Consider the following 15,263-nt stretch of genomic DNA (forward strand, 5'->3'; position numbering starts at 1 on the left):
GGGAGCGCCGCCCGACACCGCGCCGGACGGCGCAAGGGGTCAGGCGGCGTGGTGATCGGCCACGACCTTTGCGGCATGGATCGCCGCCTGTTTCAGCGCGTCCAGCGCCTCCGCTACATGCTGGTTTTCCGGGTCGCCGTGTTCCACCGAATGATGGTCTGCCCATCGGGCGACGGCTTCCAGAACCGGGGGCAGCACCTTGTGGTGGCGGTTGCCGAGGGTCAGGTGCAGCCGCACCTGTTCGGGGATCAGCTTCCCGAAGTGCCACATCAGGCCTTCCATCCCGATGCAGTAGCCCCAGTTGTATTCAGACATTTCCTCAAGCTGGTCCATCGTCCGGCGCGCCTTGCGCAGCTCCGCAGCCTCAGCCTTGTGCATCTTCATAACTATAAGTCTCCATTGTGGAGCGCTGACGGTCGGAGACGGGCCACGCGGGCGCACTGACATACCGACACGTCAGCGCCCCCGGGGGTTACGCTTCATCGTGTCGGTTCGCGGATGGTCTTAACGTCCGCAATGAGGGCCTAGCCGAACCCAAGCAGGGCTCCCCTTCAACAGGGATTTAATCGACCGCGTGCCAGTCTGGCCCACCTCCTTCATATATGGGGCTGATTCGGGCACCTGTCCAGAAATGTTTATCCCACTGATCGTAGAAAAATCGTGCGGTCCCCGCCGAAGCTCCGGCCCATAATTCCAACACTTTGTCAATCCCTCGCCGCGTTGACGCGTGACGCGCCCACATTTGCGCGCGTCAAGCTGTTGTTGTGTAATGGAATTTTCCCCTGTCTGGGCCGGGGATAAGTCTAGACTTGCGCTGGGGGCGGGCGCTAGACTGGGGATAAGTTCACACTTTGTTCACACTCCAGGAGCCCCATGAACGTCACACCCATATTCCGGTCTCGCCGTGATCCAGTCGGTTCCGCCGCCCGATGGGCGGTCAATTCGGTGCCTGCCCACCTTTCAGCGCGCGGGCAGAGACTCTTGACTAGTTGCGGTTCAATCGATTTGTAGCGCATATAGTATGTCCACACTTCAACCCTGCATCGAGATTTTATGAAGCACGTTCCCGTCGATCAATCTGAATCCTTGTTTCAAGCCGCGCGGACAACGCAGGTAATCTGCGAGGACGACCTTTTATCGGTTGATTGGACGGCAGCAAACTTTATCATTAATGGCGATGCAGCCGACGTTCTCGCGCGCAGCCCCAAGAGCGCGTTCAACACGGTCGTTACCAGCCCGCCCTACTTCGGACAGCGCGACTACGAGGTGGAAGGGCAGGTCGGGTCGGAAATGACGCCCACTCTCTACATCGAACGCCTTGTCACAGTGTTTAGGCACGTTCGCGAGGCGTTGCGCGACGATGGCACCTTGTGGCTCAACTTGGGCGACAAGTATCGAGACGGCGCGTTAATCGGGATGCCTTGGCGCGTTGCCCTAGCACTCGTTGACGACGGCTGGACCCTTCGCTCGGACGTCATCTGGCACAAGCCCAACGCGATGCCACATTCTGTAAAAACGAGGCCGACGACTGATCACGAGTATCTATTCATGTTCAGCAAGTCGAAGGACTACTACTACGACGCAGACGCAATCCGGGAGCCGCACGTCACATTCTCGGAGAATAGCAAGATGCGAGGGGGCCGGAATCACCTTGGCAAGAGGGGCAGCACGCCAGAGGCCGGAAAGAACGGCGGAAATTCGAACCTTCACGACGCGCGATGGGATCAAGCGTTTCATCCGCTCGGGCGAAATAAGCGCACGGTCTGGTCTGTGCCGCTTGGGAAATTCCGCGAGGCGCACTTTGCCGTTTTTCCAGTTAAGCTAATCGAACCTTGTGTGCTGGCTGGTAGCCCTCGCGGTGGCCTCGTGCTCGACCCTTTCTTTGGCTCTGGCACGACTGGCCTCGTCGCTCTAAACAATAGCCGCCGTTTCGTTGGCATCGACCTGAACCGTGACTATTGCGAGATGGCGCAGCGTCGCCTCATCACATGATCGACTGAAACGCGGACAGTCTTCTTTCGAGTTCGATTGTAAGGAGCGGTTCAACTTCGGCGATTTGGTTCGGGTTGCGATTGATGTAGACGTGATCCTTGCAAGAGAGGGTCGTCAGATCACCCGCCCAGCTTTCTGCGATAATTACTGGTAGACAATCGAATCCAGATTCATGCGCGACGGCTATCGACTTGTGGATGTCGCGCGTAAATAGGAGGGCATGCCCTCCACCCATCGTTTCACGCGTTTTTACTGGAATCAGGATTTGCCCTCTACTACCAACCACGCTCACGTCATAAGTCTCTCCACCCAACCTGATTTCCGTCTTTCCGATTTCCAGTTTTAAGGTCTTAGTTGCAAATATCTTCTCAAGATTGCGTCGAACAATAGCCTCGAACAGAGTGCCCTTAATCGCGCGACGGCTCCCTTCAAGGCGGTCGATCACAACTTCTGAAACGGCAGTCCAATCCCAACGTGCCGCCTCTGGAAAAATCGTGCCTGCGAATGCGCGCAATTGGTTTAGCAGGTAGGCCTGTTTTTCTGCCGTGTTCCGTCCCGGCATTGAGGCAACCATCGGCCTCAATCGCTGTTCTGGCGCATCACGGAACACCCAGCCGAGGAGGAGCCACTTAGCCTTCTGAGGCAAATAGGGGCGAGCAATGCCGTCGAAAAGCTCAACACCTTTCGGCAGAGGCGTTTGAATGAAGCGAAGAATCACCGCCCTTGCCTTTGCCTCGTCTCCTTCTAATACAAAAGCCTGTAGTGACGGATAACCTGCTGCCTGAACAAATTGAACAAAATATTCAAATGCGGGCCGGTTTAGCTCCGCAACGATTGCAAGTTCTTTCAGTCGTAAGTTTTCAATGATAAAGGCCATGATAGCACTACTCGGGTTGTTGCTGTTCCTCGGCAGATTCTCACTTTGGTGGCGCTGCAGCAAGCCCTACTGTTTTCCGTCAGTCACGTAGGACGGGTAGTCTCAAAGCTCAGCGCGGAATACCTTGCTGCATCTGCTTTCCGCTTCCTAGATCGGGACGCCCGGCTGTCATAGGTCTATACCGCACTATCGGCAGGCCAGACGCTGGACCTCAAGCCTGAAACACAGGATCGCTTGGCTTGGCCGCCGAGTAAGGCTGACGGCCCTAGGGCTGGGTTAGACCCCCTGCAAGTTTGATTGCTGCCAAGACTGAGCCGGGCAGCCCCGGGTTGAAAGTGATAGCAAGCCCGATAATGCTTGCCAGACCTGCGATCAGCTGAAATGGACGATTTTCAGCCGCAAAGTTGAGGAATGTGCGCAGGGTGCCTCCGTGCATTTCCCACCAACTAGTGTTTGTCTTCAAAGAACGGTCGTAGGCGCGGCCCGCGATATTCGCGAGAACATCAACCTTCCGCAGGGTTGACTGATGCAGCCCAACATAGTTCTGTTGTTCGAATGCTTCTGCTTCTGAAGCCCCATTCAAGAAGTCACGTGGATCGACCCGGTTCTTCTCAAGGATCGTGGTAAGCCGAGGGTGACCAGTGTATCCAACGCCGTAAATGTCGATCAACAGCCGTGCTAGGTCAAACTTGTTGTCGTCCGAGATGACATATGGCTGACCGCCGAGGACGCGATACCTGTGCTCAATCGCAGCGAAACCGTAGTTGATATCTCGCATATTCCAGTGGAGGTATTTCATCCCACGGTGACTGCCAATATGGGCAAAGTAGGCGTCAAGCATCTTGCGCTCCAGCGCGTCATACTGTGCGGTAATGCCCGTCAGGTCTATCCCGCCCAGTTCTGCAACCTGATGGATTGAGAAAGAGACAGTTTGGCCTGCGTCCAGCTTCCTGATCGCGATAGATGTGATTCTAGGCGAGCGACCATCCTTCCTTTCGTAAAAGCTCTCACATGAATAGTGGATCACCCAGACGTTCGCGGCATCTCCAAACAGGCGATGAAGAAGAGCGCGTGACGCTTTTTGCTTTCTGGGTTCTGGCGCTGACAATTTTGGCTTTCCTCGGTATGGTGTGATAATACCCACACATCAGTTAAAAGACCATATAAGTTAACGACCTGCCGCTTCTTAACTAGCTGACTTAAGAAGGTGGTGGCGATCCCGGGAGGAATCGAACCCCCAACATCCTGATTAGAAGTCAGGTGCTCTATCCAGTTGAGCTACGGGACCGTGATTCCTCTAATAGCGGTTCGGAAAACGGTTTGCAAGGCGCTGCCGCTTCCCTAACCAGTTGTTTTTACGTCTTTATTCCCCCCCAGAGCGGGGACTTAGAAGTCAGGTGCTCTATCCGGTTGAGCTACGGGACCGGCGCGTCCGTCTTACGATCACCGCCTTGGCGTGGCAATGACCGGCGTCGCGTCGCAGCGGACGTGGTGCCCGGAATGCGTTTGTTCCGTGGAATTTTCCCGCTCGGCAGGAATGGTCCGGTCCGGGCGCGTGAAACCGGCTGAAACGTGCCAGCCGGTCACGGCAATGGCGGACACGGCACATCGCCGGGAACAGACGCCGCAATCCGCGTGTTGGTAGGCCAATGGAAACACATACGAAAGCGAGCCTTCACATGGACCATTCCAAGCATATCCCCCTGCGTGCCGACGAACTGACCGAAGCCACCATCGATGGCGCCGTCGTCTATGGCCCCGATGACAGCAAGATCGGCACCGTGGCACACCTGCATGGCGTCGGTGCCAACGCACAGGTCATCGTCGACGTGGGCGGCTTCCTCGGCCTGGGTGCCAAGCCGGTCGCACTGGACGTGTCGCGCCTGAACTTCATGCGGGACGAGAATGGCGACGTGCATGCCACTTCGCCCATGACCAAGGACCAGCTGACGGATCTGCCCGAGCATCATCACTGATCTGCTCCGACAGCGCTGAAAACGACAAAGGCCGGCCCCCGCAAGGAGGCCGGCCTTTGCATATCCCACGCGGAGATATCAGCCGTCGATCTGGCCAGCCATGACGGCGATCGCGCGCTGATAGACGGTTGCGGCGTTCCACTGTTCGATCACGGCAAAGTTCGGCTCGCCTTCCTGAAAACCTGCACCGGGCTGCCAGCCCTTTTGACGCAGGAAATTCGCGGTCGATGCCAGCGCGTCGACGTCGTCGGTCAGATCGACCACGCCGTCGCCGTTGCCGTCCACGCCGTAGATGCCGACGTTGCCCGGCAGGAACTGGGTATGGCCGACCTCGCCGTGCATGGCGCCGATGGTGGCGGACGACAGGCTGCCGCTGTCCACCAGCTGCAGCGCGGCCATCGCATGCGGCGTGAAGAAGTCGGAGCGGCGGCAGTCATAGGCCAGCGTGGTGATCGCGCTGAGCACGTTGCTGTCGCCCATGAAGTTGCCGAAGCCGGTTTCCATGCCCCAGATCGCCACGATCACCGACGGCGGCACGCCGTAGCGCTGTTCCAGCGTGCCGTAAAAGTTGGGGTTGTTTGCGATCTTGCTGCGGCCCTGACTGACGATCGTGTCCGCACCACGGATGCGCAGGAACTCGTCCAGCTCATAGCGGAAGGACCGCTGGTTGCGGTCGGCCTCAATGGTACGGCTGGCGTATTGGGTGGCGGCCAGCGCCTCCAGCCCGCGGGCGCCCACGCCGCTGGCCTGCGCCTCGGCGGCGAAGGCCTGTTTCCAGGCGTCGAACCCGCTGGCGGTGTCGCCGCAGGTGGCAGCTGCGGCAGCGCCGGTGGAGAGTGTGAAGATGGCAGTCAGGGCAAGGCGGCGCATGTGAAGGCTTTCAAAGGGTCAATGTTGGCGCAGATACTAGCACGACACGCCCGTTATCCAATAACAGCTGCGTCAGAGCGGCGCAGGGCCTTACCAGCAGGGTCCTTGCGGGTCCGTGTCAGGTCCGCACACCGGCGAATCGCGCCGCCCAGTCGTCACGCTGATCGTCGGTGATCTTGGTGAACAGGTTGTCCGGCACCGTGAACGCGTGCCCTGCGGGCAGCGCGTGCAGGGCGGCGGCCACATCGTCGGGCCAGCCCGCATCGGTCGCCCCCACGGCGTCCAGCATCGCGGCGCTGGCGTCGGGGATGAAGGGGGCGGACAGCACGCCATAGAGGCGGATCAGGTTCAGACCCATGCGCACCTGCACGGCGGCGGCATCGGGGTCGGTCTTGAACGTGGTCCAGGGCGCGGTCGATTGCAGGTATTCGTTGCCCGCGACCCAGATCGCGCGCAGTTCCGCGGCCGCCTTGCGCACCTCGATCGCGTCCATGTGCGCGGCATAGGCCGCGACGCGGGCGGTCAGGTCGGCGATCAGCGCGGCCTCTGCCGGACCCTCAGTGCCGCCTGCGGGCACGGCGTCGCCGAATTTCGAGCGGCAGAACTTTGTGATGCGGCTGACGAAGTTGCCCAGCACGTCGGCCAGATCCTTGTTCACGTCCTGCACGAAGGCGGTCCACGTGAATTCGGCGTCCGATGTTTCCGGCGCATGGCTCAGCAGCCACCAGCGCCACGTGTCGGAGGGCAGGATCTCCAGCGCCTGATCCATGAACACGCCGCGCCCGCGAGAGGTCGAGAACTGGCCGCCGTCGTAGTTGAGGTAGTTGAACGACTTGATGTAGTCGACAAGCTTCCAGCCGTCGTCGGCGCCCATGATGGTCGCGGGGAACGACAGGGTGTGGAACGGCACGTTGTCCTTTCCCATGAACTGGGTATAGCGCACGTCGGCGGCACCCTTGTCCGTGCGCCACCAGGATTCCCAATTGGCACCTTTGCCGGCATCGACCCATTCCTGCGCGCAGGCGATGTATTCGATGGGCGCGTCGAACCAGACGTAGAACACCTTGCCTTCCATGCCCGGCCAGTCCGCGTCGCCGTCGCGCACCGGGATGCCCCAGTCGAGGTCGCGGGTGATGCCGCGATCCTGCAACCCGTCACCGTCGTTCAGCCACTTCTTGGCGATAGAGGTTGTCAGGATCGGCCAGTCGGTCTTGCTGTCGATCCAGTCCGCCAACTGTCCTTTCAGCCGCGACTGTTCGAGGTAGAGGTGCTTGGTTGTCCGCACCTCCAGATCCGTCGCCCCCGAGATGGTGGAGCGCGGGTCGATCAGGTCGGTGGGGTCGAGCTGCTTGGTGCAGTTGTCGCACTGGTCGCCGCGTGCATCGGTGAACCCGCAGTTGGGGCAGGTCCCCTCGATGTAGCGGTCTGGCAGGAAGCGGGCGTCGGTGACGGAATAGACCTGATCCTCGGTCACTTCGCGGATCAGCCCCTGATCGTTAAGCCGTCCGGCAAAGTATTGCGTCAGCCTGTGGTTCTGCGGGCTGGAGGATCGTCCGAAATGGTCGAACGACAGACCGAATCGCTGGGCGATGTCGGCCTGCACGTCGTGCATCGCGGCGCAATAGTCTGCGACCGGCTGGCCCGCCTTTGCGGCGGCGAGTTCGGCGGGCGTGCCGTGTTCGTCCGTCGCGCACAGGAACAGCACTTCGTGCCCGCGCCCGCGCAGGTAACGCGCATAGAGGTCGGCAGGCAGCTGGCTGCCCACGAGGTTGCCCAGATGCTTGATCCCGTTGATGTAGGGGATGGCGGAGGTGATCAGATGGCGGGCCATGCGCGTTGCTTTCTGTTGCTTGGCGCTGCTTCTAGCGCCGCACCCGCCGCAATGAAAGGGGAGGGCTTGTCCCCGGCAAGGGGCGCGGGCTAGGTCATGGCCCAGACCCCGAGACCCCAAGACCCCAAGTCCCCAAGACCCCTGGCCCCCCAAGTCCCCGCAGACCCCCGCAGACCCGCAGCACAGGACCAGCCCATGCAGACGATCACCCTCGGCCGCACCGACATCGCGGTGACGGACTGGTGCCTTGGCACCATGACCTTCGGCAACCAGACGCCGTCCGGTGACGCGCACCGCCAGATCGACATGGCGCTGGACGCGGGCCTGACGTTCATGGACTGCGCCGAGATGTATCCGGTGAACCCGGTGTCCAGGGAAACCGCTGGCCGGTCCGAAGAGATCCTCGGTGCGTGGTTCGCGAAATCCGGGCGGCGCGCCGACTGGGTGCTGGCCACCAAGGTGTCGGGGCCGAACGGCGGTTTCGTGCGCGACGGTGCGGGATACACCGGGGCCAACATCGGTGACGCCATCGACGCATCGCTGCGCCGGTTGCAGACCGATATGATCGACCTCTACCAGTTGCACTGGCCCGACCGCGGGTCATGGGCGTTTCGCAGCAACTGGGGCTACGACCCTTCGGCGCAGGACCGGACCACGACGCTGGACCACATGCACGAGGTGCTGACGGCCCTCGATGCGGCGGTGAAGGCGGGCAAGATCCGCGCCGTCGGCCTGTCGAACGAGACGGCTTGGGGCACCACGAAATGGTGCGATGTGGCCGAACAGCACGGCCTGCCACGCATGGCCGCGATCCAGAACGAATATTCGCCGCTGTGCCGGATCATTGACACCGACCTGAGCGAGGTGATGGTGAACGAGGATGTCACGCTGCTGTCCTATTCGCCCCTCGCCGCCGGCCTGCTGACGGGCAAGTATCAGGACGGCGCCGTGCCTGCCGCCAGCCGCATGTCGCTGAACGGCGATCTGGGCGGGCGCAAGACCGACCGCGCATTCGACGCCGTGCAGGCCTATCTCGACATCGCGGCGCGCCACGACATCGACCCGGTGCACATGGCGATGGCGTGGCAAGCGACGCGACCCTTTGCGGTCAGCGCGATCTTCGGCGCGACCACGGCGGACCAGCTGGCGCAGATCCTGGCCGGGCGCGACCTGGTGCTGTCGGAGGAGGTGGTGGCCGAGATCGACGCCGCCCACAAGGCGCATCCGATGCCCTATTGAGGGGCACCCCCACCTTACGAAAAAGGACGATTCCATGCGCGCACGACTTGCGACCCTTGCCCTGCTGGCCCTGCTGAGCGCCTGCGCGAAACCCCAACCGGGAGAGCCGGTGGGCGGTCTGCTGGAGGTCTACCGCGACCGCAGCGTGCCCATCGGGTCGGCGCTGAACTTCGACGCGGGCCGCTATGCGGGTACGTGGTACGAGGTCGCGCGCTATCCGGTGCCGTTCGAGACGGGCTGCGTCGGCGTGACGGCGGAATATGCGCCGCTGCCGGATGGCGGGCTGTCCGTGCTGAACACCTGCCGCACGCCGGACGGCAACGTGCGCAGCACGATTGAAGGCCGCGCCGAGGTGGTCGGGCCGGGGCGGCTGACCGTGCGGTTCGACACGGTGCCGTTCGCCGCCGATTACTGGGTGCTGTGGATCGACGAAGGCTATCGCACCGCCGTGGTGGGCGCGCCGGATGGGCGGTCCGGCTGGATCCTGAACCGCGATCCCCAGATCCCCGCCGATCGGCTTGCGGCGGCGCGCGACGTGCTGGAATTCAACGGCTACGACCTGAGCCGTCTGGTGATGGTCGGGCAGTAGGCGTCAGAGCGGGCCGCGACCGCCAAGGCGGGCGACCAGATGCGCCTCGTCGTCGTTGCGGAAGAACGGGATGGTCAGCGGCGCCTCCGGGTCGGCCAGATGCGCCATCAGTTCGGCCAGCACGACGGTGGTGATGAAGGGCAGGTCCAACGTCCGCGCGTCCGCCAGTGGAACCCATTGCAGCAAGGACAACTCGTCCTCGGCATGGCTGAAGTCGTCGGGGTCGGTGATCAGGTCCGACGCCTCGGCCAGCAGGAACCGCGCGTCGAAGCGGCGTGTGCGCCCCGGCGGCGTCACGGCGCGAAAGAAATAGCGCAGACCCCGCGCACTGGGGACATGACCGGCTGCGGCGAAGCCGTGCCAGCCGATGGGCGCATCGGGCCAGGGGGCGGGACGCGCCAGCATTTGGCCCGTCTCCTCCCACAACTCGCGGATCGCTGCGGCGGCGATGGCATGGGGTGGCTGGCGGCTGTCGCGCGACAGCGCGTCCGCCTGTGCCGCTGGCAGGTCGGCCAAGGGCACGTGGGCATCGCCGGGATCGGTGGCACCGCCCGGAAAGACGAACTTGCCCGGCATGAATGCGGCGGACGCGCCGCGCTGGCCCATCAGGACCGAGGGTGCACCGTCACGCCGGATCACGATGACCGTCGCGGCATCCCTGATCGGCACGCCTTGTGGATCAATCGGGACTGGCAAATCCGTGCATCCCGTTCGCCCACTGGATGCCGACCACCAATCCCTTGAGGCGCGGCAGCAGGAACAGCGACAAGCCCACCGTTCCGATGGTGAAGGCTGTCGCCAGCACCAGCGGGTCGGGGCGATATTCGACAAAACTGTAGATCAGGATGGGCGCCAGCAGGTGCCCCACGATAAGGATGGTCAGATAGGCCGGCCCGTCGTCCGCGCGGTGCCCCGACAGGCTTTCCTGACAGACCGGGCACCTGTCCACGACCTTCAGGAAGCTGGTGAACATGTGGCCTTCGCCGCAGTTGGGGCACCGCCGGCGGAAGCCGCGCCACATGGCGGTCTTGGAACTGCGGGTGGCCTGCGTGATCCGGGTATCTGACATGGTCGCTCCTCAGTTTTACCAGATGGCTGTTCCCGGTTTGAATTGAAAGGGGCGATCGCCATTGCGCGCATGTGACGCGCAGGCTGCGCCGAGCGTGTGCGCGGACACGCCACCGGCGCGGGGCTGCGTCGCACCTGCGGTCGGGGGAGTGCCGGGTTGCATGTGGGGCTGGCTGATCGCAGGGTGCCGCCCGTAATCGTGCCGCTGCATTTGGTATGAGGTTTCGGCATTTGAATGCCGCGAATCCGGCCGGTCAGGCAATCTGGTTTATCTGCACGTGTCGCGGCGCGGAAGTGACGGCAATGCTGCGAAGTGGACGGACGAGAGAGCAGGAGGCGCGACCCGCCAGCCGGATAACAGGCAGCGCGACCCCCCAGCAGGCGGCATAACCTGCCATACTGATAGCAGGCGCCGTGACCCGCAGCGCAGGCGACGTGACCCGCCCATCGGGCAGGGTTGGCTCTGGGTGGACGGGTCACGCAGTGCCTTGCCTTACTGGCAGGCGGACGGGCGCAGGTCGGCGGGGGACTGCCGGCAACCCGTCGCCCGGCGTCTCAGGCGGCAGACTGGCTGAAGGCGATGCCGTCCCGGCCGTTCGCCTTGGCATGGTAGAGGGCCGCATCCGCATGTTTGAACATGTCGCCGAGCGTCGTGATCTGGTCCGGGTCGATCGCATCGACGGCCACCCCGACCGAGACGGTGACATGCATGTCGCCGTGGCCACTGCCCAGGGCGAAGGGTCTGATGTTCACCAGACGGCGCAGCCGCTGGGCCGCTGCCTTTGCCTCCGGCAGGGTCGTGCGCGGCATGGCGATCAGGAATTCCTCGCCGCCGATGCGGGCCACCAGATCCTCTGGGCGGAAGTTCTGCTTCAACCGGTCCGCAAGCTCGCACAGGACACGGTCGCCCGCTGCATGGCCATAGCCGTCGTTGATCCGCTTGAAATGATCGATGTCGATCATCATCAGCGCATAGCGTCCGCCGACCGCGTGCGCCTGTTCGGCCATCCGGCGCAGATGGGTTTCGGCATAGCGACGATTGTACAGACCCGTCAGCGCATCGGTCATCGCCGCGTGAAGGCCGTGGCGCAGGGTGTCGCGCAACCGGTCCTGGTCGTGTTTGTGCCGCAGCAGCGACCGTGTGCGCAGCACCAGTTCGGCAGGCCCCACCTCTCCGATGACGACGTCGTCGCTGCCCAGATCCAGCAGCATGGCGGCCACGTCGCTCTTGTCGCGGGGCAGCAGGATCATCTGGCTGGCCAATCGCGTGGTTTCGCGCGCGCGCAGGTCGGCCACCAGACGGAACAACTGCCCGTCCGTGATGTCGGCGGCATGGGCGTCGATAATGAACATGTCGGTCTTCGGCATGTCGACGGCGTCGATCAGTGCCGAATCGGACGCGACGATGCGCGTCGACGCGTGCAGGTCCGCCTCGATCCCGGTGATCAGTCGGCGTGCGCTGACCGGATCGTCGGACAGCAACGTGATGCGGTCCGGCGTGATGCGGCGGGGGCGGGTATCCTCGAACCCGAAGTTGCGGTTGGTGCCGTCGCGCATCTGCAGTTCGCGCGACATGTTCCGGCGACGCATCAGGCTGCGCACGCGGGCCAGCAGCAGGGCATCGCTGATCGGCCGGGGCAATACGTCGTCCGCACCCGCATCAAGGGCGAGGAACCGTGCGGCGCTGGTGTCGAGCACGCCGACCGAGACGATCGCGATATTCGCCAGAACCGGATTTTCACGCAGCGCCCGGCAAAAGGCATACCCGTCGGAGACGAGATCGGTCAGGTTGATCAGGATCAGGTCAGGCGCCGCACGGGCGATCACTCCAAATGCCTCTGCGCAGGTTGCCACGGCATCGACGTCATAGCGGGCCGCCAGCATCTTGACCCGCAGCACGATCCGGTTGGTCGATACGCCATCAACGATCAGTATTCTGCCAGACATCTTGCAATCCCTACCTGACGGTTTCACCATCGCACGGTGACATTGCACAAGAACCCTTAAAAAAGTGTTCATCGTCAGGAAAAGGAACGACCCATGGCGCGCGACATGACACCCGACGGGGCAGAGGTGCTGGCCCTGCAGGCCCTGAGCCATGTCGCCGGCGACCCGGATCTGGCCGAGGCGTTCATGGGGTCGAGCGGTCTGTCGCCAGACGATCTGCGGCGCGGTGCGGGCGACCCCATATTCCTGGCGTCGGTGCTGGATTTCCTGACCCAGCAGGACGACTGGGTGATGGCCTTCTGCGACGCACACGGGCATCCCTATGACGCGCCGTTGCGCGCACGCCACGCGCTGCCGGGGTCCGAGCAGGTGCACTGGACGTGACATGCGGGGGCCGGATGCGATGCGCGGACTGATCTTCGACAAGGACGGCACCCTGTTCGACTTCGTGGCGACCTGGGCGACGTTCACGCGCGCGGTCCTGATTGCCGAGGGGGGCGGCGATCCGCACCGGACCGAGGCCCTGGCCGCGATACTGGGCTTCGACCCCGCGACGGGCCGCTTCGCCTCCGGCAGCGTGATGATCGCAGAGCCGGTGGATGTCATCGCCCGGCGGATTGCTGCGGTGACGGGTGCTGTGGACGTGGCCGCCCTGACAGCCCGTCTGATCGCGGCATCCGAAGACGTGCCGCAGCATCCGGTGACGAACCTCGCCGCGTTGATGGACGCTTTGCGCGCCATGGGGCTGACGCTCGGGGTGGTGACGAACGATGGCGAGGCGCCGGCGCGGCGGCACCTGGCGGATGCGGGTCTATCGGGGCACATGGCGTTCGTCGCGGGCTATGACAGCGGTCACGGTGCCAAACCTGCACCGGATCCGCTGCACGCCTTCTGCGATGCGACAGGGCTCGACCCTGACGGCTGTGCGATGATCGGCGACAGCGTGCACGACATGACGGCGGGCCGGGCGGCGGGGATGACCTGCATCGGCGTGCTGACCGGACCGGCGGACCGCGCGACGCTGGCCCCCCATGCGGACGTCGTGCTGGACAGCATCGCGGACCTGCCCGCATGGCTGACCCGCGACAGGACAGATCCATCTGTGAAACATGGCTGACATATCCGTGATCGGCTCTGTCGGGGGGAAACCATGTGGCGGGTTGCTACGTTCTTAGATCATAGCAGTTCACAACGGGCTGCCGGGAAGAGAAAGAGTAAACCTATGTCGATGAAGTCCAACCTGATGACCGCCGCTGCCGTTCTGGCCCTGACCACCGGTTCCGTGGTCGCACAGGACGCGATGGCCGCCAACCCGATGGTCGGCGGCGCAGAGATGCTGCCGACGCAGACCATCGTCGAGAACGCCTCCAACGCCGAAAACCTGACGACGCTGGTCGCAGCCGTGCAGGCCGCCGGTCTGGTCGAGACGCTGTCCGGCGAAGGCCCCTTCACCGTGTTCGCGCCGACAAACGACGCCTTCGCCAAGATCGACGAAGCGCAGCTGGCCTCGCTGCTGGAGCCCGCCAACCAAGCCGCTCTGACGCAGATCCTGACCTGCCACGTGGTTGCCGCCAACGCGAGCGCCGAAGCCATCATGGGCATGATCGCCGACGACAACGGCACGCATGAAGTGACCACCGTCGGTGGCTGCGTCCTGCAGGCGAAGATGGACGGCGACATGGTCACGCTGACCGACGAGCGCGGCCAGATCATCACCGTGACGCAGGCCGACGTGTTCCAGTCGAACGGCGTCGTGCACGTGGTCGACACGGTCATCCTCCCGGCCGAATAAGACGCCCCGCGTCAGGCTGCATCCCTTTCGCAGCCGAGGCCCCGCATGCACTGCATGCGGGGCTTTTTCTTTGCCGTGTGCCGGATGGGCGTTGCCCGTGCCCCCAAGCCAAGTTCCGCGCATGTGATCGGCGCATCTGCGTGTTTTGGTAGCCCTGCGCGTCGGAATGCGTTATCAATGTTGCAATAGCGCTAAAAAGCGCAATCAGCAGGCACTTATCCCCAGAATACCGCTTTACAGACTGCCCCCACGGTCGCACCATATCTCGTAGGGGCCAATAAAGAAAAATACCGTCACTAGAGCAGTGGCATATTGCTGGGGATCCGACGCGGTCGTCTGCACATGAGAACGAGGCAAAGGCAATGGCACTGATCGAGCCGTATTTCGACGATGGCGACGTCCATCCCATCGACCTGGTGGAACACCTGGCCGAACACCACGCGTGGGAGTTCGACCGTCTGGCCGACGACCAGATCGCCATGCAGGTCGAAGGTCAGTGGCGCACCTACGCGATCACGCTGTCATGGTCCGACCGGGACGAGACGCTGCGCCTGATCTGCACGTTCGAGATGGAGCCGCCTGCCCACCGGACACAGGCCCTGTTCGAGGCGTTGAACACGATCAACGACGACAGCTGGGCCGGCACGTTCACCTGGTGGCCCGAGCAGAAGATGATGGTCTATCGTTACGGCCTTGTGCTGGCGGGTGAACAGATCGCAAGCCCCGAGCAGGTCGATACGATGATCCACACGGCAGTCACGAGCTGCGAGCGGTATTACCCCGCGCTGCAGCTGGTCACCTGGGCTGAACGCACGCCTGCTGAGGCGATCCGCATCGCCATCGGCGAGGTCTATGGACGGGCCTGATCGGCTGAACGAGGAAGCCGGTCGTCGTGATGTCGTCATGGGGGCCAGCCCGCCGCCGGCTGATTATCGAACCAGTGGCGCACCAACCGCCCGCTCCCCGGGATATTTTTGACCGACAGAATGAAGGACGTCGTGCTGCGGGCCTTGCAGACTGGCATCTGACGTTGCCTCCGCCGTGCGGCCGACCTAGGCTTGGCCCGTGACGGGGGAGTGATC

Annotated in this window: 16 protein-coding genes and 1 tRNA gene; 8 read left to right on the forward strand and 9 right to left on the reverse strand. The window is 63.1% G+C overall.

What is annotated here, in order from left to right:
• Positions 1–39 precede the first annotated feature (39 nt).
• Positions 40–384 carry a hypothetical protein gene (locus tag BMX16_RS09940; RefSeq protein ID WP_089902566.1) on the reverse strand — a complete coding sequence of 115 codons (345 nt, stop codon included), beginning with the start codon at positions 382–384 and terminating at the stop codon, positions 40–42.
• A 669-nt stretch (positions 385–1,053) separates the two neighbouring features.
• On the opposite strand from BMX16_RS09940, the gene BMX16_RS09945 reads away from it, so the two are divergent.
• Positions 1,054–1,992: a DNA-methyltransferase gene (locus BMX16_RS09945; RefSeq protein ID WP_089902569.1), complete on the forward strand. Its 939-nt coding sequence runs from the start codon at positions 1,054–1,056 to the stop codon at positions 1,990–1,992.
• Here BMX16_RS09945 and BMX16_RS09950 read toward each other — a convergent pair.
• The 3 genes from BMX16_RS09950 to BMX16_RS09960 form a co-directional block, all read right to left on the reverse strand.
• A complete protein-coding gene (locus BMX16_RS09950; protein WP_089902572.1) occupies positions 1,985–2,869 on the reverse strand; it encodes a hypothetical protein in 885 nt (294 codons plus the stop codon). The two genes, BMX16_RS09945 and BMX16_RS09950, sit on opposite strands and share 8 nt — an antisense overlap.
• Positions 2,870–3,134: 265 nt before the next feature.
• A complete protein-coding gene (locus tag BMX16_RS09955; RefSeq protein ID WP_177174631.1) occupies positions 3,135–3,977 on the reverse strand; it encodes a hypothetical protein in 843 nt (280 codons plus the stop codon).
• A gap of 103 nt (positions 3,978–4,080) precedes the next feature.
• Positions 4,081–4,157 (reverse strand) — tRNA-Arg (locus BMX16_RS09960).
• A 391-nt stretch (positions 4,158–4,548) separates the two neighbouring features.
• Between BMX16_RS09960 and BMX16_RS09965 the strand changes: the two genes are divergently transcribed.
• Positions 4,549–4,845: a photosystem reaction center subunit H gene (locus BMX16_RS09965; protein ID WP_089902575.1), complete on the forward strand. Its 297-nt coding sequence runs from the start codon at positions 4,549–4,551 to the stop codon at positions 4,843–4,845.
• Positions 4,846–4,923: 78 nt separating this feature from the next.
• Here the strand turns inward: BMX16_RS09965 and BMX16_RS09970 are convergent, their stop codons facing one another.
• On the reverse strand, positions 4,924–5,715 hold the full coding sequence (locus BMX16_RS09970; RefSeq protein ID WP_089902578.1) for a lytic murein transglycosylase: 792 nt from the start codon (positions 5,713–5,715) through the stop codon (positions 4,924–4,926).
• A gap of 118 nt (positions 5,716–5,833) precedes the next feature.
• Complete coding sequence (metG, locus tag BMX16_RS09975; protein WP_089902581.1) at positions 5,834–7,546, reverse strand: methionine--tRNA ligase; 1,713 nt, start codon at positions 7,544–7,546, stop codon at positions 5,834–5,836.
• Positions 7,547–7,741: 195 nt separating this feature from the next.
• On the opposite strand from metG, the gene BMX16_RS09980 reads away from it, so the two are divergent.
• Entirely contained in the window at positions 7,742–8,785 is a 1,044-nt protein-coding gene (locus BMX16_RS09980) for an aldo/keto reductase (RefSeq protein WP_089902584.1), read from the forward strand.
• 34 nt (positions 8,786–8,819) lie between these two features.
• Positions 8,820–9,374 carry a lipocalin family protein gene (locus tag BMX16_RS09985; protein ID WP_089902587.1) on the forward strand — a complete coding sequence of 185 codons (555 nt, stop codon included), beginning with the start codon at positions 8,820–8,822 and terminating at the stop codon, positions 9,372–9,374.
• 3 nt (positions 9,375–9,377) lie between these two features.
• Here the strand turns inward: BMX16_RS09985 and BMX16_RS09990 are convergent, their stop codons facing one another.
• The 3 genes from BMX16_RS09990 to BMX16_RS10000 all read right to left on the reverse strand — a co-directional run bounded on the left by BMX16_RS09990 (position 9,378) and on the right by BMX16_RS10000 (position 12,389).
• Positions 9,378–10,043, reverse strand: coding sequence for an NUDIX hydrolase (locus tag BMX16_RS09990; RefSeq protein ID WP_245731467.1), 666 nt, complete (start codon positions 10,041–10,043; stop codon positions 9,378–9,380).
• A gap of 10 nt (positions 10,044–10,053) precedes the next feature.
• Entirely contained in the window at positions 10,054–10,443 is a 390-nt protein-coding gene (locus BMX16_RS09995; RefSeq protein ID WP_089902590.1) for a DUF983 domain-containing protein, read from the reverse strand.
• A gap of 554 nt (positions 10,444–10,997) precedes the next feature.
• The gene (locus BMX16_RS10000; protein WP_089902592.1) at positions 10,998–12,389 is read right to left on the reverse strand and encodes a diguanylate cyclase; all 1,392 of its coding nucleotides are present in this window, start codon (positions 12,387–12,389) and stop codon (positions 10,998–11,000) included.
• A 93-nt stretch (positions 12,390–12,482) separates the two neighbouring features.
• On the opposite strand from BMX16_RS10000, the gene BMX16_RS10005 reads away from it, so the two are divergent.
• The 4 genes from BMX16_RS10005 to BMX16_RS10020 all read left to right on the forward strand — a co-directional run bounded on the left by BMX16_RS10005 (position 12,483) and on the right by BMX16_RS10020 (position 15,047).
• On the forward strand, positions 12,483–12,773 hold the full coding sequence (locus tag BMX16_RS10005; protein ID WP_425434021.1) for a DUF3572 domain-containing protein: 291 nt from the start codon (positions 12,483–12,485) through the stop codon (positions 12,771–12,773).
• Between the two features lies 1 nt (position 12,774).
• Complete coding sequence (locus BMX16_RS10010; RefSeq protein WP_245731469.1) at positions 12,775–13,506, forward strand: HAD family hydrolase; 732 nt, start codon at positions 12,775–12,777, stop codon at positions 13,504–13,506.
• 111 nt (positions 13,507–13,617) lie between these two features.
• Positions 13,618–14,181 carry a fasciclin domain-containing protein gene (locus tag BMX16_RS10015; protein ID WP_089902728.1) on the forward strand — a complete coding sequence of 188 codons (564 nt, stop codon included), beginning with the start codon at positions 13,618–13,620 and terminating at the stop codon, positions 14,179–14,181.
• A 362-nt stretch (positions 14,182–14,543) separates the two neighbouring features.
• Entirely contained in the window at positions 14,544–15,047 is a 504-nt protein-coding gene (locus BMX16_RS10020; RefSeq protein ID WP_089902595.1) for a type III secretion system chaperone family protein, read from the forward strand.
• Positions 15,048–15,263 lie beyond the last annotated feature (216 nt).

The organism is Loktanella fryxellensis (genome assembly GCF_900110065.1).
Lineage (GTDB): Bacteria > Pseudomonadota > Alphaproteobacteria > Rhodobacterales > Rhodobacteraceae > Loktanella > Loktanella fryxellensis.